The sequence below is a fragment of the Rugamonas aquatica genome, assembly GCF_009380215.1.
GTDB classification, from domain to species: Bacteria; Pseudomonadota; Gammaproteobacteria; order Burkholderiales; family Burkholderiaceae_D; genus Rugamonas; species Rugamonas aquatica_B.
This window is the reverse complement of the sequence record NZ_WHUG01000005.1, coordinates 1-19,918: the sequence shown is the minus strand read 5'-3', so window position 1 is coordinate 19,918 and position 19,918 is coordinate 1. Positions and strand designations below refer to the sequence as shown.

The window sequence follows — 19,918 nt, the reverse complement described above, 5'->3', positions numbered from 1 at the left end:
AAGCTGGCGAGGCGCTTTCAGCGATCGCGCAAAATCGGCGGGGCGATGACGAAATCGGCCCGCAGCCCCCATCGCGGCGCTCCACCTTGTGATGTCGAGAACGTGCCGCTTAGTAGCTTGCGTTTTGCCGTCACTTTAAAGCTGGCCCGATTGATCCAGGTTTCCTGCGCTATGCAGACCGAGGCGCCCGGGGCAAGAGAGTCGATCGTCGCTGTGCGTTGATGTTCGGGGACTGCATGCATATGCGTGTCGTCCAACCCGAACGCGCCGGGTCCCTGCAGCGGGTAGACGTCCAACTGTACATCCCACAATAACAAGTCCCCGTTATTCTCGACGACGAATTCGTAGGTATTCGGCAGCGGGCCGGGTCGCAAGACCACGCGCAGTCCTTCGTAGTTTGTGATGCTCATGCTGTAGGGCGGTTCCTTATACTGCGTCGTGACAGACCACGCAGATTTTGTTCCCCTCCGGGTCGCGCAGGTAGGCGCCGTAGTAGTTGGCGTGGTAGTGCGGACGCAAAGCGGGCGCCCCTTCGCAGCGGCCTCCGTTCGCCAGCGCGGCGGCGTGGGCCCGGTCGACCGCCTCGCGGGTCGGCGCCATGAAGGCCGTCATCTGGCCGTTGCCGCTGGCGGCCGGCTGGCCGTCGTATGGTTTGCCGATGATGAACAAGGGCCGAGCGCCTTCGGCCGGCTGCCAGCCAGCCCACGGCTTGGATGCGTCGTTGAAGCGCAGGCGAGTCCCCAGCTCTGTCATGACGGCGTTGTAGAAGGCGAATGCCGGTTCGAAGTCGTTGGTTCCAATGTAGATATGCGATAGCATCGGTTTCCCCGGTTGAGTGAGCAGATCGTCAACATTTCGGGGTATAGTGTACCCGGAGACTAATCAAATGGGGGAACACCATGGAACTGACGTCCGTCGCGCCGCCACCGCTGCGCCGCATTGCCGATTTGCCCGCGCCGAAAGCGCAGCTGTTGATGGGGAATGTCCGCGATATCAATCGCAAGCCTTTGCATCAGGTGCTGGAAGGGTGGGGGCGCGAGTTCGGTCCCATGTACCGTTTCCGCGTGCTGCGCAAGGAGATCGTCGTCACGTCCGATCGTGAGCTGATCGCCAGCCTGCTGCGCGACCGGCCCGACGCGATGCGCCGCTCCAGCCGCACCGCCGATGCGCTCAACGAGGTCGGCACGCGTGGCCTGTTCACGGCGGAGGGCGAGGATTGGCGCCGCCAGCGCAAACTGGTGATGCGCGCTCTGACGCCGGAAGTGATCCATAACTTTTTCCCCACGCTGACCGCGCTGACCGAACGCCTGCGCCTGCGCTGGGAAAACGCCATCGCCGCCGGCCAGCCGGTCGACGTGCTGCGCGACCTGAAGGCCTATACGCTGGACGTGACCATCGGCCTGGCGATGGGGCAGGACATCAACACGCTGGAGCTGGAAGAACATCCGCTGCAGCGCGATATCGAATTCCTCTTCAAGCTGGTGGCCAAGCGCCTGACATCGCCGTTCGCTTACTGGCGCGTGTCGGTGCTCCGGCGGGCCGACGACCACGAGGCGATTGCGGCCGCGGAGCGCATCCAGCGCGCCATCTTCGGCTTCATCGCCGAGGCCCGCAAGCGCATCGAGCGCAATCCGGCGCTGCGGCAGAAGCCTTCCAACATGCTGGAGGCCTTGATCGTCGCCCGCGACGAGCCGGATTCCGGCCTGACCGATGAGGCGGTGGTCGGCAATGCGATCACGATGGTGTTCGCGGGTGAGGATACGACCTCGAATACGACCGCCTGGCTGATCGATTTTCTGTCGACCCATCCGCAGGCCGCGCACAGCATGGCGGCGGAGACCGAACAAGTCCTGGGCGCCAAGGCCGTGCTGGACGACTACCACCACCTGGAGCATCTGAAGTATATCGACGCCGCCACGCGCGAGGCCATGCGCCTGAAGCCGGTGGCGCCCATCATGGCGGCGCAGCCGAACGAGGATGCGGTGGTCGGCGGCCTGTCAGTGCCGAAGGGGACGGTGATCTTTCTGTTGCTGCGCCTGGCCTCCGAACGGGATTGCGAACTGGCGCAGCCGGAACGCTTCCGGCCGGAGCGCTGGCTGGAGGGCGCCAACGGCAGCGGCGACGACCCGGCGCGCAAGCTGTTCCCCTTTGGCGGCGGGCCGCGTTTCTGCCCCGGCCGTTATCTGGCGATGGCCGAGATCAAGATGGCGATGTCTATGCTGGTCAAGAATTTCGTGATCGAGCGCGTGCCAGGCGCGGCGCCGGTCGAGGAGCGTTTCACCTTCACGATGACGCCAAGCGCATTGCCGGTGCGACTGACTAAAAAAACATGATAGGCTAGGTGCGCAGCGTCCATCCGCATCTTAAAAAAAGGGAAAAATCATGCTGAAGAAGATCGCCATTGGTGTCGTCGTTCTGGTTTTGATCGTGTTGGGCCTGGCCGCCATGCAGCCGGACAGTTATCGCGTGCAGCGCACCATCGCCATCAAGGCGCCGGCGGAGAAGATCCTGCCGCTGATCAGCGACTTCCACAACTGGACTTCGTGGTCGCCGTGGGAGAAGCTGGACCCCGCCATGAAGCGCACCTTCAGCGGCGCGCCCAAGGACCAGGGCGCGGTCTACGCATGGGAAGGTGACGACAAGGTCGGCGCCGGCCGCATGGAGATCACCGGCCTGACGCCGGCCAAGGTCGATATCAAGCTCGATTTCCTGAAGCCGTTCGAATCGCATTGCCAGACCGTGTTCGCGCTGGAGACCAAGGGCGACATCACCACCGTGAGCTGGACCATGTCCGGCCCCAGCGAGTTCATGACCAAGCTGATGGGCCTCGTGGTAAGCATGGACAGCATGATAGGCAAGGACTTCGAGGCCGGCCTGGCCAATATGAAGGCGGTGGCCGAGAAATAGCATATGCGGAGGTGAGCCATGAACTTGCGTCTGAGACGGGCGGTGGCGGTGCTGGCGATGCCGGCGGTGTTGATGGCGACTGCCGGCGCTTCGCCTCCGGTGCGGCAGGGACATCCCGTTGTCGGCACCTGGCGGATCACGATGCCCGATGGCTCGTGCAGCGAGACCTACCGCATCCGCAGCGACGGCACCACGCTGGTGTTCAGCAATGAGGAGGTGGCCGAGTCCACCTTCTCCATCAGCGACCAGCCGGACAAGGACGGCTTCTACAAGGAGGTCGACACCATCGTCAAGGATAACGGCAAGCGCGATTGCCTCGGCGATGTGAGCGAGGTGGGGCACTCATCCACCACCTATCTGCTGTTCCATCCCAGCGGCGACATGTTCCTGATGTGCGTGGAGCGGCGTACCGACAAATGTCTGGGGCCTTTCATCCGGGTCAAGGGCAACGCGATCTAGGCACGATAGGCGCCGGGGTTGACGCCGGCCCATTCCTTGAACGCGTGATTGAACGCGCTCTGTTCCTGATAGCCCAGCAGGAAGGCGATATCCACCAGGCTCAGTTCCGGCTGGCGCAGATAGTCCTTGGCCAGCGCGAAGCGGGCCTGGTCCAGTATCTGCTGGAAGGTCGCGCCGGCCTCGCTCAACTTGCGTTGCAGCGTGCGCGGCGACAGTTTCAATTCTTCAGCGATGGACGCGAGCCGCACCTGGCCGTGTGCGAGGTTGCGGACGATGGCGGCATGCACCTGCTGGGTGATGGCGTTGTCGGGTTGTGCGCGCTGGCGCAGCAGTTGTTCGGCGTGCTGCTGCAGCACCGGGTAGAGGCTGACGTCGGCGTTCGGCACCGGGTAGGCCAGCAGCGCGGCGTCGAAGCTGGCGACGTTGGCCGTCGCGTCGAAGGCGGGCATGGCGCCCAGCACGCGCACGTATTCGTCGCGGTCTGCGGGGGAGCCGCCGTCGTGGGTCAGTGTGAGCTGCGCGGCGGGCAGCGTGACGCCGGCCAGCCAGTTGCCGAACACGCGGATGCCGGCGAAGACGCTGTCGGCCAGGTGGCGCTGCGCCGGGCCGTAGTTGCTGTGCCAGGTGTAGTGGGCCACGCCGTCCGCCACGATTAAGGCCGAGCGACCCAGGTCGTGCGCCAGCTGCTCGTAGCGCATGGTCTGTTCGAAGGCCTGGCCGAAGTCGCGGCAGCTCAGCAAAATCAGGCCGTAGACGCTGTAGGTGCCCAGTTTGACGCGTTCGCCCACGTGCAGGCCGAAATGCGGATCGTCGGCCAGCCGGGCGGCGATGTCGAGCAGGCGCACGTAGTCGTCGGCGCGCAGCGAGTCGGGCAGGGGTTGCAGGGCGCCGGCGGGCATGCCGGCCGCGTGCTCCAGCGCCGCAGCCGTGACGCCGCGCGCCGCTGCCGCTTCGAGCAGGGGCTGGAGATAGGAGCCGGCCACGCGGCGCGACAGGTCAGCGTGCGGGCTTGGCATGATCGAACAAGGCGGATGTCATGAAAGCGCAATACCAGGTAGGTTCGTTATCTTATTCTGTTGTCATTGAAACTCGGTGCGCGCCAGTATAGCAAGCGCTCCGCTACGCAGACAGGAAAACAATGAGACGCTGGAACGGTTGGGGTGACGATACGATAGAGTTTGCGCTGAATGACGATGCGCTGGGCTTTCTGGCGCAACGCATCGGCAAGGGCTTGCCGGTGGCGGATGCGGCGTTCGAACAGGCTTGCGCGCAGATCGCGCCTTCGCGGCTGCCGCCGCATGCGCTGGTGGACACCTCGGCCGAGGTTCGGCTGCGCAGTGCGCTAGGCCAGAGCCTGCCGGATTGGCTGCGTCTGCGCTACGGCGTGATCGGCACGGCGCCGGACGGCGTGGCGTATCCGGAAAGCCCTGAGCAGGTGCGGGCGCTGATCGATTATGCGCAGCAGTTCGGCGTGGCGCTGATACCGCAGGGTGGCGGCACCAGCGTGGCCGGGCATTTGACCGCGCCGGCCGGTGCGCAGCCGGTGTTGTCGGTGAACCTGACGCGCTTGCGCCAGCTGCATTACCTCGATACCGAATCGCAGCTGGCGACCTTCGGCGCCGGCGTGTTCGGGCCGGACCTGGAGGCGCAGCTGCGCGCGCGCGGCTACACGCTGGGCCACTTCCCGCAGTCGTTCGAGTATTCGACGCTGGGCGGCTGGGTGGTGACGCGTTCGTCCGGCCAGCAATCGCTGCGCTATGGGCGCATCGAGCAGATGTTCAGAGGCGGCAAGGTGGAGACGCCGGCCGGCACGCTGGATATCCCGACCTTCCCGGCGTCGGCGGCGGGCACGGACCTGCGCGAGGTGGTGCTTGGCTCCGAAGGACGACTGGGCATCCTGACCGAGGCCACCGTGCGCGTGACGCCGCTGCCGGAGTACGAAGCGTTTCATGCGGTGTTCTTCCCGAGCTGGGACGCGGCGGAGACGGCGGTGCGGCAGGTGGTGCAGGCGGGATTGTCGCTGTCGATGCTGCGCTTGTCGAATCCATTGGAGACCACCACCATGCTGGCGCTGGCCGGCCACAAGAAATTGATCTCGGCGCTGGAGCGTTATCTGTCCTGGCGCGGCTGCAAGGACGGCAAGTGCATGCTGATGATAGGCGTGAGCGGACGCAAGGCCGCCGCCAGGGCTGCGTTGCGGGATGCGCTGGTGCTGGCGGCGCCGCACGGTGGCGTGCATATCGGCCGCAAGATGGGCGACAAGTGGAAGCAGAACCGCTTCCGCAATGTCTACCTGCGCAACGCGGCCTGGCAGCACGGCTATGCGATCGATACAGTGGAGACGGCGGTGGACTGGCCGCGCGTCGGCACGATGATGCAGGCGGTGGAGGCAGCGGCAGCGGATGCGCTGGCGCAGCACGGCGAGAAGGTGCACGCCTACACGCACCTGTCGCACCTGTATGCGCAGGGCGCCAGCGTTTATTCGACCTTTGTGTACCGGCTGGCCGGCGATTATGAGCAGAATCTGGCACGCTGGCGCACGCTCAAGCATGCGGTGAGCATGGCGATCGTCGAAAACGGCGGCACCATCAGCCATCAGCACGGCGTGGGCAGCGACCATGCGCCGTATCTGGTGGCGGAGAAGGGTGAGTTGGGCTTGTCGGCGATGCAGGCCTTGTTCAACCACTTCGATCCGCAGCAGACCATGAATCCCGGGAAGCTGCTGCCATGACGGCGCACTGGCGCAATGGCGGGCGCTCCGCGTTGACGGATCTGCTGGCGCGCGAGTGGGATGTGATCGTGATCGGCGGCGGTATCACCGGCGCGGGGATATTGCTGGAGGCGTCGCGGCGCGGGCTGAAGGCTTTGCTGGTGGAGCAGCGCGATTTCGCGTGGGGCACGTCGAGCCGCTCTTCGAAGCTGGTGCATGGCGGCTTGCGCTATCTGAAGGAAGGCCAGTTTGCGCTGACGCGTGAATCGGTGCACGAGCGGCAGCATCTGCTGCAGCATGCTGCCGGGCTGGTGGAGCCGCAGAGTTTTGCGTTCGGCGATTACGAAGGGCGCAAGCCCGGCAAGCGCATGTTCCTGCTTGGGTTGGCGATCTACGACCGGATGGCGGGGCAGAAGGGGCGGCATTACTTTGGATTGAACGAGTTCGGGGCGCTGGCGCCGAATGTGTCGGCTGCTGGGCTAAAGGGGGGCATGGTCTACACCGATGCCAAGACCGACGATGCGCGGCTGGTCATGCGCGTGTTGCAGGAGGCGCAGCAGCTTGGCGGCATGGCCGTCAATTACATGGCGGCGGAGTCGCTGCTGCGGGTGGATGGCGGCGGCGTGCGCGGCGTGCGGCTGCGTGATGGCGTCAGCGGCGCGGTGCACGAGGTGCGGGCGAAGCTGGTCATCAGCGCGACCGGCGCGTGGGCCGATGGCCTGCGTACGCAAGGTGGTGCGTCTGGCAAGGCTGCTGCGGCCAAGCCTCGATTGCGGCCTTTGCGCGGCAGCCATCTGGTGCTGCCTGCCTGGCGCTTGCCGCTGGCGCAGGCGATCAGTTTGATGCATCCGCTGGATGGCCGGCCGGTGTTCGCCTTCCCGTGGGAGGGCGTGACGCTGGTGGGGACGACGGATGTGGACCACAAGGACGATCTGTCGCGGGAGGCCGCCATTACGCGGGCCGAAGTCGACTATCTGATGGCGGCCCTGCATGACCAGTTCCCGCAGCTAGGCTTGCAGGAGCGGGACGTGATCGCCAGTTATGCCGGCGTGCGTCCCGTGATCGACAGTGGCAAGGCCGATCCGTCGAAGGAAGGACGCGACCACGCGCTGTGGCTGGAGGACGGATTGCTGACGGTGACAGGCGGGAAGCTGACCACGTTCCGCGTGATCGCGCTCGATGCGCTCAAACTGGCGGCGACGCTGCTGCCGGAGTGGCGCGACAGGCTGGAGCCGCAGCCGGTGTTCGGCGCGGCGGCAGCGGCGCGTGGTCTGCCTTATCAGCGCCATTTGCCGGCGGGGCAGGCGCGGCGTCTGCAAGGCCGCTACGGTGCGCTGACGCAGGCGCTGATCGCCGCTGCGCAGCCGGGCGAACTGGCGCTGATCGCGGGGACGGAAACCATCTGGGCGCAGCTGCGCTGGGCGGCGCGCTGCGAGTCGGTGCAAAAGCTGGAGGACTTGATGCTGCGCCGCAGCCGTCTCGGCATCCAGCTGCGCGGCGGTGGCGTGGATATCCTCGGCCGCATACGCGCCATCTGTCAGCCGGAGCTGGGCTGGAGCGACGAGCGATGGGATGCCGAGCAGGCAGCCTATCTGGCATTATGGAATACCCATTACAGTCTGCCCGCATAAGTACGGGCATACATTACGAGACTAGAGCGACATGGCCGACCAATACCTTCTTTCCATCGACAACGGCACTCAGAGCGTGCGCGCATTGCTGTTCGATTTGAACGGCAACCTGGCCGCCAAGGCGCAGGTGCATTTGCAGGCCTACTTCTCCGATCATCCCGGTTGGGCGGAACATGACGCCGACGGTTATTGGAAGGCGGTCGGCCAGGCGTGCCAGCAGCTGTGGGCTTCCACCGATATTCCGCGTTCCGCCATCAAGGGCGTGGCGGTGACGACGCAGCGCGGCACGGTGGTCAACCTGGACCGCGACGGCAAGGTGCTGCGGCCGGCGATCACCTGGCTGGACCAGCGGCGCGTGGGCAAGCAGAAGCCTTTGAGCTTCCTGTGGCGAACGGCGTTCAAGCTGGCGCGCGTGTCCGGCACCATCGAGTACTTCCGGCGCGAGGCGGAGATCAACTGGATCGCCGAGCATCAGCCGGATATCTGGGCCAGGACCGACAAGTATCTGCTGCTGTCGGGCTTTCTCAATTTCCGTTTGTGCGGGCGGCATGTCGATTCGATCGGCTCGCAGGTGGCCTACCTGCCGTTCGATTACAAGCGCCACAAATGGGCCGGCGCGCGCGACTGGAAGTGGGAGGCGCTGGCTATCCGCAAGGAGATGCTGCCGGAGCTGGTGGAGCCGGGCACGGTGATTGGTGCGATCACCGCCGCCGCCGCCGAGGCGACCGGTATCCCGGAAGGCACGCCGCTGGTGGCCGCCGCCGCCGACAAGGCCTGCGAGGTGATCGGCGCGGGCGCGCTGGAGCCGCACATCGCCTGCCTGAGTTACGGCACCACGGCGACCATCAACACCACCACCAAAAAATATGTCGAAGTGACGCCGTTGATACCGCCTTATCCGGCGGCCATTCCCGGCGCCTATAGCACTGAGGTGCAGATCTTCCGGGGCTACTGGATGGTGAACTGGTTCAAGGAGCAGTTCGGACACTTCGAACAGATGGCCGGCGCGCAGCAGGGCATGGCGCCGGAGGCGATGTTCGATCTGCTGGTGAACGAGGTGCCGCCCGGGTCGATGGGCCTGATGTTGCAGCCTTACTGGAGCCCGGGCATCAGGACCCCGGGGCCGGAGGCCAAGGGGGCGATGATCGGTTTCGGCGATGTGCACACGCGCGCCCATATGTACCGGGCGATCCTTGAGGGCCTGGCCTACGCGCTACGCGAGGGCAAGGAGCGCATCGAGAAGCGCAGCGGCGTGCCGGTGACGGAGTTGCGCGTGGCCGGCGGCGGTTCGCAGAGCGACGCGGCGATGCAGCTGACTGCCGATATCTTCGGCCTGCCGGCGGCGCGCGCGCATGTGTACGAGACCTCGGGACTGGGCGCGGCGATTGCGATCGCGGCGGGGCTGGGCCTGCACAAGGACTTCGACAGCGCGACCCGCGCGATGACGCGGCCGGGCCGGGTGTTCCAGCCTGTCGCGGCGAACCGGCAGATTTACGACAAGCTGTATCGGCGCGTGTACCTGAACATGTACAAGCAATTGCAGCCGATGTATCAGGAGATCGCGGACATCACGGGCTATCCGGAACAGCTGTGACGGCACACTATGGCATAATGCATTTTCGATAATGTTTAAGTTTCCATACAATGCGCAAATCCACGTTCTTCGCCTGGTTCAAATAGCGCATGAAGAAAAAAAAGATACTCGGCGGCGTCTTGCTGTTCGCGTTGGCCGTGTTTGTGATCGGCGACATCTATGACAGGTATCCGCACGCCAAGGATGTGAAGGATCTGCCCAAGGGCAAGCCAGTGATCGTTCTCAGTTTCCAGGGCGCGCCGCCGGACGATTTGCAATACATGTCGGTCATCCTGTCGTACAGCGCGAGCCGGCCTGACGACAAAGGGGTGTCCCGGGAAAAGTCATGTAACGGAATTATTTTGCACGTCCATCCCTGCAGCGTCTTCGTCGAGGCCAGGGCGGCCTACCCGACCGGCTACGTCGACCGTGAACGTGGCGAGGTTTCCTTTCCGTTTGACGTGGCGATCGACGGACCGGGAGCGTACCGGCTGGACAGCTTCGCGGTGTTCGATAACAAGTATCGCTATGTCGACCGGAAGAATGGCGACGACACGCAATATGGCGATTTCAGCGTCAATGGCCGGAATTTTACCTTGGCTCAGTCCACCGGTGGGGCGGCCCATGCGGCAGGTTTTGTGCGGCACACCGACGTCGCCAAGAACGCGCTGATCCGCACAAGTCCCGGCACGTTTGACATCGAAGGGGAGGCCACCGTGATCCCGTATTTGCCCGATGGCGAGCGTCTGCATCGGGCGCTGGCGGAGCTGCGGCAGAAAAAATATGAGGATCCGGATAACAAGCCGGTGGGATTCATCGACCGCAACGGCCACTTTGTGATGGCGGCAATGACCGCCGGGCACATGGAAATGGGGCCGGAAAATTGCGGCTTGAGAGAAAGCGAGCCGCTCGGGCGCGCCCTGGCGAAAAAGCCGCTGTTCAAAAAAATCGAACGCGCCAGCGTCACTCCGGATCCCGCCAGCGATCAAGATAGTTGCTACGAGATCAGGGTCAGCGACCGAGGGGATGACTGGCATACGTATTTTGTCCGTAGCCGAGGCAACAAGATCTTTGCCCGCCGGTCTGACTCCCTGCGAGCGAATTATATCGACGCGATGTGGGTGGATAAAAAGCTGATCTATGCGTTCTCGCTGAAACAAGACCGGACGAAGGGCGACGATGCGCCCGCGTCTGTGCATTTTCTCGACGATGAATTCATCAAGATATATCCGGACGAGAAAAGGAATTTTCCGGCGGGAGAGCTTGAACAGCTTGAATCGGCTGTCGGTCAGATTACGGCGGCGAAGGCCGGTGAGACTGGGCGCGGCAAGTCCGGCGCGTAGTTTGCCGTCGCGCCGTCATGCTGTGACGGTGTAGGGGAAGCCCTGGCCGATGAGCGGCAGCAGCGCCGCCTGATTCTCGGCGCTCTCGCTGAAGCCGCTCAGCACGATGGCGCGGTCGAAACCATTGTGCAGGGTATTCATCCAGTATGCGAAGCCGTCCGGGTCCGGCGCGCGGTGGAGGATGTTGCTGTACAGGTTGGTGAGGAAGTCGTGATCGTTGAGGTTCTCGCCATACTGCTGCTTGAACTCCTTGCTGATGAGGAAATTGCCCGCAACCTTGTCCAGCGAGTAGCCGTCGTCCAGCGTCTTGATCCAGTAACCGAGGCCGTCGAGGTCCGGTGCGCGGTTGAACGCGGCCTGGTATAGCCGGTAGGCCTGGCCGCCATGGCCGTTGATATCGAGCGCCAGCGCATGATCGGGGAACAGCAGCCGTTCGACGCCGGTCAGCGTGTCGCCGGTGTCGGCGCCATGCAGCGAGACGGTCGCCTGGCCTTGCTTGAGCGTGATGTCCAGCGGGCCGTTGCTGTCGTCGTAGTACACCGTATCGATGCCGGCGCCGCCATCGATGTGCTTGCCGGTTGCGTTGCCGGCGAGCAGGTCGTTGCCGCTGCTGCCGGTCTCGGTCGGCTTCACCGTGGTGAAGTGGTAGTTGTAGCAGGCATGTTCGACATAGCGGTTGCCAACCATGTCGAGCACGCTGCCCTGCGGCAGCGCCAGCGTGTAGGTCGTGCCGGGATGCAGCAGGACTTGCGGGTTGAGCTGCAGCGTGTTGCCGCTGGCGCTGAACAGCGCCGCGCCGCCGGGCGCGGTGACGGCCACGCCGTGGTCGTCGATCAGCGCCAGGCCGGTGCCGACCGCCACGGCTTCGTTGAACGTCAGCGTGAGCTTGGCATGCAGCGCGACGCCGGTGGCGCCGTTGGCGATGGACGCGCCCTTCATCAGCGGGGCGGTGATGTCGTCCGAAGCGAAGGTGGCCAGCAGCGAGTAATCAGCTGGCACTGGCTTTTCCCACGGGGTGGTCAGGATCAGGTGATAGTCGCCGGCGGCGCGCGCGGCGTAGCTGATCACCGTGTGGCTGCCATAGTCGGTGCTCTGGCTGGGCTGCACCGACGAGCCTTTGTTGTCGATCACTGTCAGCTTGACCGTGCCGGCGGCCGCGCCCAGGTCTACACTGAGCACGCCGCTGCCGTTGACGTGGACCTTGAACGTATCCACATCGAACCTGCGGTCGATCGCACTCGCCACCAGCTGGCCGATGGCCAGTGTGTTGGCATAATCCAGCCCGCTGCCGATGTCGTCGCCGGGATATTCCAGCGTTGGAGTCAGCGTGTAGCTGGCTGGCGCGGCTGCGGCGCCGGCATTGACGACCTTGACGTAGTAGTCGCCAGAGCCCAGGGACATAAACCTCTGGAGTGAGTCTTGCCGGGCCTCGGCGCCGCCGAAGGGCAGCAGCGCCTTGCCCGCGCTGTCGACGATTTGCAGCATGGGGCCATTGGCGCGTTGCGTGGAACCGCCGCTCAGTTGTGGCGAGTTGAACGCAATGGAAAACGCTTCGTCCGCGTTCAGCGTGATCTTGAACACGTCCACATCGTTTGCGATCTCCAAGGCGCCGTTGACGGTGGCGCCGTAGGCCAGCTTGCCGGCATGGGCCGTATCGTTGCCGTAGTCGTCGACGAAGCTGCTCATGCGCAGCTGGTAGGGTTGACCGGCGTCGGCGTAGCTTGCCGCCACTTCTATGTAATAGCTGCCGCTGGCGGTGGGCGTGTAGTACAGCGTCTTGGCGGGGAGCCCGTCGGTCTGGGGCGTCGACAGGGCCAGTTGTTTTCCCGTCGCGTCCTTGATGCTTAACTTCGTGTAGTGCTGGCCGTCGAGGTTGATTACGTAGGTGGTGCCGGCCGTCATGTCGAGCTCTACCCAGTCGCGGTCGCCGCCGCTCTGGCTCAGCGTTCCATGGTAGCTGCCGTCTGCAGCCAGCCTGGCCGTGGTGTCGGCATTCGCGCTGACGTCGTTGCCGACCTGGGCGGTCGTGATGGTATAGCGGGTGTCGGTTGGCGTATAAATGCCGCGGTCATAGCGGCCACCCACCCAGAGATAGTAGGCGCCGCTGCTGACCGGCGTGTAGCCGAACGAGGCGTCGCTGTCTTTGCTGTCATGGATGACGCTGCCATCTGGCCCATAGAACAGGACGCGCACATCGGCAGCCTGGTTCTGTGGCATCGCGAACGCATAGGTGATGCCGGCCGTCAGCGTCAACTTCACCACGTCGGTATCAGACCCGGACTGCAGCGTGCCGCTCATGACGCCGCCCACCGCCAGCGCCGTCGCGCTGTCCCGGTTGTCGGCGTAATCGTCCGGGCTTGCGCTGGCTGTCAGCGTATAGGCGCCAGGGTCGGGGCTGTTGTCGAGGCTGCCGGTGACATCGACCCAGTAGGTGCCCGTGGCAGCGGCCTTGACCGTGATGGAGAGGGGCGTGCCGCTGCTGTCCGCATGGGCATAGGTTGCGCTGGCGCCGCCGGCCGGGGCCGGGCCCAGCAGGTCCAGGCTCATGAAGTTGTTAAAGACCGGCGCCGTGGATTTCTTGAGCCCGATCGTGTAGAACTGCCCCTCGACCATATCGAGTTTGAAACGGTCGATGTCGCGGCTGTATTGCAGCACGCCGCTGGCCGAGCTGCCCGCCGTGAGTTGTCCGGGCGCGCTGTCGTTGGCGCTGTAGTCGTCGGTCAGCACCTGCACCGTGGCGGTATAGGCGCCGACGCCGGAGGCGCGCAGCGCCAGGTAATAGTCGCCGCCGCTGGCCGGTTCAAAAGCCTCGGCATGGACGTTGTCGGCGACCTTATTGCCGCTGGTGTCGTAGACCGTCACCTTGGCCAGGCCGGGGTCGCCATCCCTCTTGGCGGCGATCTTGTAATGCTGGCCGGCTTCGGCGTGGAATTTGAACCAGTCGACATCATTGGCCTGTTCGAACGCACCGTGGACTGGCGCGCCGACGCCGAGGACGCCGTTGGTGGTGATGCCGGCTGGATAGTCGTCGGCCGCCGGCAACGTGGCCGACAAGGTGTAGCTGCCGACGACCAGCGGGGCGCTGGCCTGAAGATAGTAAGTGCCGCTGACCGTGGCGGTGTACTGCTTGAGCGGCGCGCGTCCGTAGAGGCCGACATCCTGCATGATTTGCGTGCTTCCCGCCTGATTCACCAACTCCAGTAACGCGTGGGAATAGCCGTACATGGTGCCGCCGCCATCGGGGGCGCCGGTCATCTTGAACAGGTAGGTGGTCCCGGCTTGGAGCGAGATTTTGAACCAGTCCTGATCGGAGATTGTTTCGAAATTCCCGGTGACGGAGCCGCCGGCGGTGAGTAGGCCAGTGGTGCTGGTGTCGGAGCGGTAGTCGTCGGTCATGCGGAATCGGGGCAGTGGGTGGGCGGTGCGGCATGATAGCAATATTTCCAATTGGAAATACTATTCAATTGTCACATGGCGCCCGGCAAGCTTCGTGTCATACTGTGAATTAGATAACATTTCACGCCGGTAGGCTTGCCTGCCGCGAGACGACAGGAGTTCTGCATGATGAAATCTCTGGTTGCGGGTGTGTTCCTGCTGTCGCATTTTGCCGCCAACGCCGACGACGCGTTGTTGGGCTGTTGGCGCAGCCAGCAGGTGCATGTGACGCTTGCCGACCAGTCTTTCAATGACCAGAACCGCGATTGCGTGGCCGAATACGATGCGCAATTCGTTCGTTCGCGCTGTCATGCCGCGTCGGGTCTGACGGAGACCTTGTCGGCCTATCAGCGGATTGGCGCGGACACGCTGCGCGTGACGCCGCTCGATCCGGTAAGCCGGGAAGCCAAGGGGGCGCCATCGGAAGTCCGCTATCGGATCGAAGACCAGTGGCTGCTGTTCGACCGGGAGTTCGCGGATGCCGGCGCCAAGGCGGCTGCGGGCAAACAGCCGCGCAGTGTGAAGTCGGTTTCCATGCGTGTGCGGCCGAAGGGGCTTGCTCAAGCAGCGGATTGCGCGCCGCGCGGCGACAGCAAACTCAGAATCGGAAATGCGCCAGCCAGCTCGCTGGCGATGACCTTGCCGCCCGGGTGGCAACCATTGCTGCTTGACCCCAATACCGACCAGCGCCTGCACCCGGCCGTCAATACCAGTCTGTTTATCGGCGCGTTTGTTCCGGCCGGGACCACCGTCGATCAACCAGGTCCGGCCCAGATGGTGCTTGTGCTTGACGATGTGCGCTCCGGAGCCATCCCCGTCCACGTGAAAGAGTTTGCGGCCATCAAGAAGCGCTTCGCCGCCGAACTGGGCGCGGCCAAACTGGCGTGCGACGAGGCGGACAGAGTGTGCGCCTATCTTCCTGAAAACGCTGGCGGGGCCTACACGGAGATGCTCAACGTGAACGGGCGTGTCGCCATCGTCATCAGTTCGATGGTCCGTCCGAAAGGCGACGCCAGGCCGGCGCTACGCGAGTCCGCACAGGTTTTCGTGCAGCGGCTGCGTGCCGACAACGCCCAATAATTCAAGACATCAGCGCATCACCAGCGCCTTGACCGCTTCCATCGCGGCGCTGCCGGTCTGGGTGGCTTGCACCTGATTGCGGCCGCCTTCCTTGGCCACGTACATGGCGCGGTCGGCGGCGACGAACAGCGATTCGGTGTTGTCCAGCTGGTGCGGCTTGATCGTCGCCACCCCTATGCTTACCGTCAGCCACGCCGAGGTGGTCGAGCGCGGGTGCGGAATCTGCAGCGACTCCACGTGCGCGCGTATCGATTCGGCCAGCAGGTAGGCGGAGTCGCCGTCGGTTTCGGCGAACAGCAGCACGAATTCCTCGCCGCCGTAGCGCGCCGCCAGGTCGGTCGGGCGCAGCGCGTGCGAGGCGATGGCCTGCGCCACCTGCTGCAAACAGGCGTCGCCGGCCGGGTGGCCCAGCGTGTCGTTGTACAGCTTGAAGTGGTCGACGTCCAGCACCACCAGCGACAGGGGCAGGCCGCTGCGCATGGCGCGCTGCCATTCCTTTTCCAGGAAGGTGTCGAAGTGGCGGCGGTTGGCGATCTTGGTCAGCGGGTCGACCATCGCGGCGCGCTGCAGCGCGTCTTCCGATTGCTTGTGGTGGGTGATATCGTGCAGCAGGCCGATGAACAGCGGCTGGCGCAGATACATCGGCGTCAGCGTCAAGTCCATGCACACCGAGCTGCCATTGCGGTGGCGGATGATGACTTCGCGCGTGCCGTGGCTGTGCGCCGTCTCCGGCGCGGCGGCGTAGCGTTCGAAGTAGTCCAGGTATTCCTGCGCCACCAGGGGATTGAGCAGCTCCGAGATGGCGCGGCCGGCCAGTTCGTTTTCCTGGTAGCCCAGGTATTTGTCGCAGGCCGGGTTGGTGAACTGGATGCGGCCGTCCGCTTCGATAATCAGCAGTCCTTCGGCCATGTTGTTGACGATGGTGCGCAGGCGCTCGGCCTGTTCTTCCTGGGTCTCGCTCTTGCTGCGGATGTGCAGCTGCGTACGCACGCGGGCGCACACTTCGGCCATGCGCAGCGGCTTGCCGATGTAGTCGACGGCGCCGATGTCGAAGCCGGCCACCACATCCTCGGTCTCGGTGCGGGCGCTCATGAAGATCACCGGGATGCCCTGGGTGGCGACGTGGCTCTTGAGCTGGCGACAGGTTTCGAAGCCGTCCATGCCGGGCATCATGACGTCGAGCAGGATCAGGTCGGGATGGACGCGGCGGGCGATCTTCAGCGCCCGTTCGCCGGAGGTGGCGACAAAGGTTTGGTAGCCTTGCTGGACCATCAGCTTGCGCAGTGCGCTCAGGTTCTCCGGCGCGTCGTCCACTATGAGTATCGCGGCATCGCGCCGCGTGGCAATGATGGGATTTGGGACTGGGTTGAACAAAGGCTGGCCTGATCTGAAAGTGACTATCCGTTCAAATCATAACGCGTCGGCCCCGCGCCGGGTGAAAAAAAATCCGCTGTTTTTCGAGGATTGCTTCGGAATTGGCAAGCATGCCACGCCAGCATGCTATTGGCTTACTTAATGTTGATGGGATGTTACGGCTTTGACCGGTTTCCGTGACTTTTGGTGATAAAGTCGCGGCGGCAGTGTTGTATTTGCGGCAGGGGAATGTGGGCGGCGGGCGCCGCCCACGAGGTGCGATGACTTAGATCTTGGCGGCGATCAGCTTGCCCAGGATCTCGATGCCGGTACGGATGCGGTCCGGCGCCACGGTGACGAAGGACAGGCGCAGCGTGTTGGTTTCCGGCTCGTTGGCGTAGAACGGCGAACCCGGTACGAAGGCGACCTTCTGGGCGATGGCTTCGTCCAGCAGTTTCATGGCGTCGATGTGCTTAGGCAGCGTGACCCAGATGAACATGCCGCCTTCCGGCTTGGTCCATTCGACGCCGGCCGGGAAGTGCTGGGCCATTGCGTCCAGCATGACCTGGCACTGGTCGCCGTACAGGGCGCGGATTTTCGGGATGTGGCGGCCCAGGAAGCCGTCTTTGATCACTTCGTGCACGACCATCTGGGTCAGCTGCGAGGTGTGCAGGTCGGCGGCTTGCTTGGCCAGCTCCAGGCGGCGCACCAGCGGCAGCGGGGCAACCACGTAGCCCAGGCGGATGCCAGGGGTCAGCACTTTGGAGAAGGAACCCATGTAGATCACGCCGTCCGGGTTCATCGCGACCATCTTCGGCAGCGGATCGCCTTTGTAGCTCAGGGCGCCGTATGGATCATCTTCGATCAGCGGCAGGCCGAGGCGGGCGCAGGTCTCCACCAGTTCCAGGCGGCGCTCGACGGACAGGGTGCGGCCGGTCGGGTTCTGGAAGTTCGGCAGCGCGTACAGCAGGCGGGCGCCGGCGGCGACTTTGTCCAGCGACGATGGCACCAGGCCGTGTTCGTCGGTGTCGACCGATTTGAATTCAGGACGGTAGACCGAGAACGCTTGCAGCGCGCCCAGGTAGGACGGGGTCTCGACCAGCACGCGGCTGCCTTCGTCGATCAGCACTTTGCCCAGCAGGTCCAGCGCTTGCTGGGAACCGGAGGTCATCAGCACCTGTTCCGGCACGATCTTGGCGCCGTTGGTCGACAGCGAATCGGCGATCCACTGGCGCAGCGGCAGGTAGCCGTCGGTCGGGCCGTATTGCAGGGCGACTTTGCCGGAATCGTGCAGCACCTTGTCGAAGGCGGCTTTCATTTCGTCGACCGGGAAGGTCAGCGGCGATGGCAGGCCGCCGGCGAAGGAGATGATCTCAGGCTGCTGCGTGATCTTCAGGATTTCGCGGATGAAGGACGATTGCAGCTGGTCGGCGCGTTCGGAGAAGCGCCACTGGATCGGATTCGGGTTTTCGATTTTCATACATGTCTCACTAGATGTGTGCCGGCGCTGCCGGCTGTTCAACAAGCTCGCTTGTGGCGTGCTTTTATAAAAGGAACGGCTCCGGGTAAGGGGCCGCCCGCTTACGCGACTTCCGCGATCAGTTCGATTTCGACGCAGGCGCCAAGCGGGATCTGGGCGACACCAAAGGCCGAACGGGCGTGCTTGCCGGCTTCGCCGAAGACTTCGCCCAGCAGTTCGGAAGCACCGTTGGTGACGAGGTGTTGTTCGGTGAATTCGGCCGTGGAGTTCACCAGGCTCATGACTTTGACGATGCGTTTGACGCGGGTCAGGTCGCCGCCGACGGCCGCTTGCAGGGTGCCCATCAGATCGATGGCGATGGCGCGCGCGGCGGCCTTGCCTTCGGCGGTGTCGATGTTCTTGCCCAGCTGGCCGACCCACACGCTGCCGTCGGCGCGCTTGGCGATATGACCCGACAGAAACACCAGGTTGCCGGTTTGGGCGTACATGACGTAGGCGGCAGCCGGGGTGGCTGGTGCGGCCAGGGTGATATCGAGCGCTTTCAGTTTTTCGTAGACAGACATGTGGTTATCCAAAAAGTAAGTGGGAATGCATTAGGCTAAGACCGATATTGTACGTCAGCGGCAGGGCCTGCCCACAATCGGTGCAAAATCAAGATAGTCTACGGTTTTAGCCGCGTTTCACCTGCATTTTGCGGCCCGCACCCACCACGGCGATGACGGCAATTGCAAAAATGACAGTAGGCCATTCCAGCGCCTCGCCCAAAATCACGGCGGCGCCGAGCAGCGACAGGAAGGGCTGGACCAGCTGCACCTGGCCGACCCGCGCCACGCCGCCCAGCGCCATGCCGCGGTACCAGAAGAAGAATCCGATGAACATCGAGCAGACGGAGACGTAGGCGAAGCCGCCCCAGGCGGCGGGGCTGGCGGCGGCCAATTGGGCGCCTTCGGCGCGGCACAGCCAGGCCACCAGCGGCAGCAGCACCGGCGCGGACAGCACCAGCGCCCAGCAGATGGTGTGCTGGCCGCCCAGGGTTTGCGACAGGCGGCCGCCGGCGGCGTAGCCCATGGCGGCCAGCAGCACGGCCAGGAAGATCGCCAGGTCGGCCCAGTGCAGGCTGCCGCCGCTCTGGCGCAGCGCAAATCCCACCACCAGCGCGGAGCCGATACTGGCCATCAGCCAGAAGCCGGACGAGGGTTTTTCGCCGGCCAGCACGGCGCCGAAGACGGCGGTGGCCAATGGCAGGATGCCGACCAGCACGGCGCCGTGGGCGGCGGGCAGGCTGCGCATGGCGATGGAGGTCAGCCAGGGGAAGCCGATGATGCAGCCGATGGCGACCATGGCAAGTGGCAGCAGGGCGGAGCGCGGCGGCAGCGGGGCGCGCTTCCAGGCCAGCCAGCCGCCGGCCAGCACGGCGGCCACCAGGGCGCGGGCGAGGGCGACGAAGGTGGGCGACATGCCGGCGCCGCTGCTGCCGCCGCCCACGGCCAGGCGGGTGAACGGCAGCGTGAGGCTGAAGATGGCGACGGCGATCAGGCCTAGCAGCATGCCGGTGGTTTCGTCGCTCAGGCCGGGACGGTCGTTCCCGCGCAGGCGGGAATCCATAGAACGCACGCTCAGCATGGATTCCCGCTTTCGCGGGAATGACGGCGCTGGGGCGGCGGGCGGCGGGGCGCTGTGGGTCATGCGGGTCTCCGGTGGCGTTATAAATATGGTTATAAGCGGTATGGGTGTATGCTACGTGACAAAACCAGTACAGTGCCAGTACACTTCGGCACATAATTTCTCATACTGTGACGGTAAAATGACCAATACACGTACGCGCACTTCACTTTTGGGCGCCGCCGCGTCGGCTGCGGCGGAGGCGGTGGCCGATGCGCTGGCGGCGGCCGAGGCGCGTTCGGCGGCCAAGGCGGCTGCGGCTTCGGTCGCGGCCTCCGGCCGGGC

At 64.4% G+C, this 19,918-nt stretch carries 16 protein-coding genes; 8 read left to right on the top strand and 8 right to left on the bottom strand.

The features are described from left to right. Positions 1–17: 17 nt before the first annotated feature. Both GEV02_RS14070 and GEV02_RS14065 read right to left on the bottom strand, forming a co-directional pair. A complete protein-coding gene (locus GEV02_RS14070) occupies positions 18–410 on the bottom strand; it encodes a hypothetical protein (protein ID WP_152838589.1) in 393 nt (130 codons plus the stop codon). Positions 411–426: 16 nt separating this feature from the next. Beyond that, a complete protein-coding gene (locus GEV02_RS14065; RefSeq protein WP_152838587.1) occupies positions 427–819 on the bottom strand; it encodes a VOC family protein in 393 nt (130 codons plus the stop codon). A gap of 80 nt (positions 820–899) precedes the next feature. Between GEV02_RS14065 and GEV02_RS14060 the strand changes: the two genes are divergently transcribed. From GEV02_RS14060 to GEV02_RS14050, 3 genes are read left to right on the top strand one after another with little or no spacing between them, the layout of a single operon-like run. Continuing rightward, positions 900–2,333 carry a cytochrome P450 gene (locus GEV02_RS14060; protein WP_152838585.1) on the top strand — a complete coding sequence of 478 codons (1,434 nt, stop codon included), beginning with the start codon at positions 900–902 and terminating at the stop codon, positions 2,331–2,333. A gap of 49 nt (positions 2,334–2,382) precedes the next feature. Continuing rightward, positions 2,383–2,907: an SRPBCC family protein gene (locus tag GEV02_RS14055; RefSeq protein ID WP_008450128.1), complete on the top strand. Its 525-nt coding sequence runs from the start codon at positions 2,383–2,385 to the stop codon at positions 2,905–2,907. A gap of 18 nt (positions 2,908–2,925) precedes the next feature. Continuing rightward, entirely contained in the window at positions 2,926–3,366 is a 441-nt protein-coding gene (locus tag GEV02_RS14050; protein ID WP_152838583.1) for a hypothetical protein, read from the top strand. On the opposite strand, the gene GEV02_RS14045 is transcribed toward GEV02_RS14050, so the two are convergent. Next, a complete protein-coding gene (locus GEV02_RS14045; protein ID WP_152838581.1) occupies positions 3,363–4,382 on the bottom strand; it encodes an AraC family transcriptional regulator in 1,020 nt (339 codons plus the stop codon). The two genes, GEV02_RS14050 and GEV02_RS14045, sit on opposite strands and share 4 nt — an antisense overlap. A gap of 122 nt (positions 4,383–4,504) precedes the next feature. On the opposite strand from GEV02_RS14045, the gene GEV02_RS14040 reads away from it, so the two are divergent. From GEV02_RS14040 to GEV02_RS14025, 4 genes are all read left to right on the top strand, one after another. Then, positions 4,505–6,097: an FAD-binding oxidoreductase gene (locus tag GEV02_RS14040; protein ID WP_152838580.1), complete on the top strand. Its 1,593-nt coding sequence runs from the start codon at positions 4,505–4,507 to the stop codon at positions 6,095–6,097. Further along, positions 6,094–7,707 (top strand): glycerol-3-phosphate dehydrogenase/oxidase, encoded by a 1,614-nt coding sequence (locus tag GEV02_RS14035; protein WP_152838578.1) that lies wholly within the window; start codon positions 6,094–6,096, stop codon positions 7,705–7,707. The genes GEV02_RS14040 and GEV02_RS14035 overlap by 4 nt, the downstream gene beginning before the upstream one ends. A gap of 31 nt (positions 7,708–7,738) precedes the next feature. Beyond that, on the top strand, positions 7,739–9,301 hold the full coding sequence (locus tag GEV02_RS14030) for an FGGY-family carbohydrate kinase (protein WP_152838576.1): 1,563 nt from the start codon (positions 7,739–7,741) through the stop codon (positions 9,299–9,301). Positions 9,302–9,390: 89 nt separating this feature from the next. Continuing rightward, entirely contained in the window at positions 9,391–10,623 is a 1,233-nt protein-coding gene (locus tag GEV02_RS14025) for a hypothetical protein (RefSeq protein ID WP_152838574.1), read from the top strand. A 15-nt stretch (positions 10,624–10,638) separates the two neighbouring features. Here the strand turns inward: GEV02_RS14025 and GEV02_RS14020 are convergent, their stop codons facing one another. Next, positions 10,639–14,019: a DUF4214 domain-containing protein gene (locus GEV02_RS14020; protein WP_152838572.1), complete on the bottom strand. Its 3,381-nt coding sequence runs from the start codon at positions 14,017–14,019 to the stop codon at positions 10,639–10,641. 165 nt (positions 14,020–14,184) lie between these two features. Between GEV02_RS14020 and GEV02_RS14015 the strand changes: the two genes are divergently transcribed. Next, positions 14,185–15,138 carry a hypothetical protein gene (locus GEV02_RS14015; protein WP_152838570.1) on the top strand — a complete coding sequence of 318 codons (954 nt, stop codon included), beginning with the start codon at positions 14,185–14,187 and terminating at the stop codon, positions 15,136–15,138. A 9-nt stretch (positions 15,139–15,147) separates the two neighbouring features. On the opposite strand, the gene GEV02_RS14010 is transcribed toward GEV02_RS14015, so the two are convergent. From GEV02_RS14010 to GEV02_RS13995, 4 genes are all read right to left on the bottom strand, one after another. Next, a complete protein-coding gene (locus GEV02_RS14010) occupies positions 15,148–16,512 on the bottom strand; it encodes a diguanylate cyclase domain-containing protein (protein WP_152838569.1) in 1,365 nt (454 codons plus the stop codon). Between the two features lie 265 nt (positions 16,513–16,777). After that, positions 16,778–17,971 carry an aminotransferase-like domain-containing protein gene (locus GEV02_RS14005; protein ID WP_152838568.1) on the bottom strand — a complete coding sequence of 398 codons (1,194 nt, stop codon included), beginning with the start codon at positions 17,969–17,971 and terminating at the stop codon, positions 16,778–16,780. Positions 17,972–18,072: 101 nt separating this feature from the next. After that, positions 18,073–18,534: a RidA family protein gene (locus GEV02_RS14000; RefSeq protein ID WP_008450109.1), complete on the bottom strand. Its 462-nt coding sequence runs from the start codon at positions 18,532–18,534 to the stop codon at positions 18,073–18,075. A 106-nt stretch (positions 18,535–18,640) separates the two neighbouring features. After that, entirely contained in the window at positions 18,641–19,576 is a 936-nt protein-coding gene (locus GEV02_RS13995; RefSeq protein ID WP_152838567.1) for a DMT family transporter, read from the bottom strand. Between the last annotated feature and the right edge of the window lie 342 nt (positions 19,577–19,918).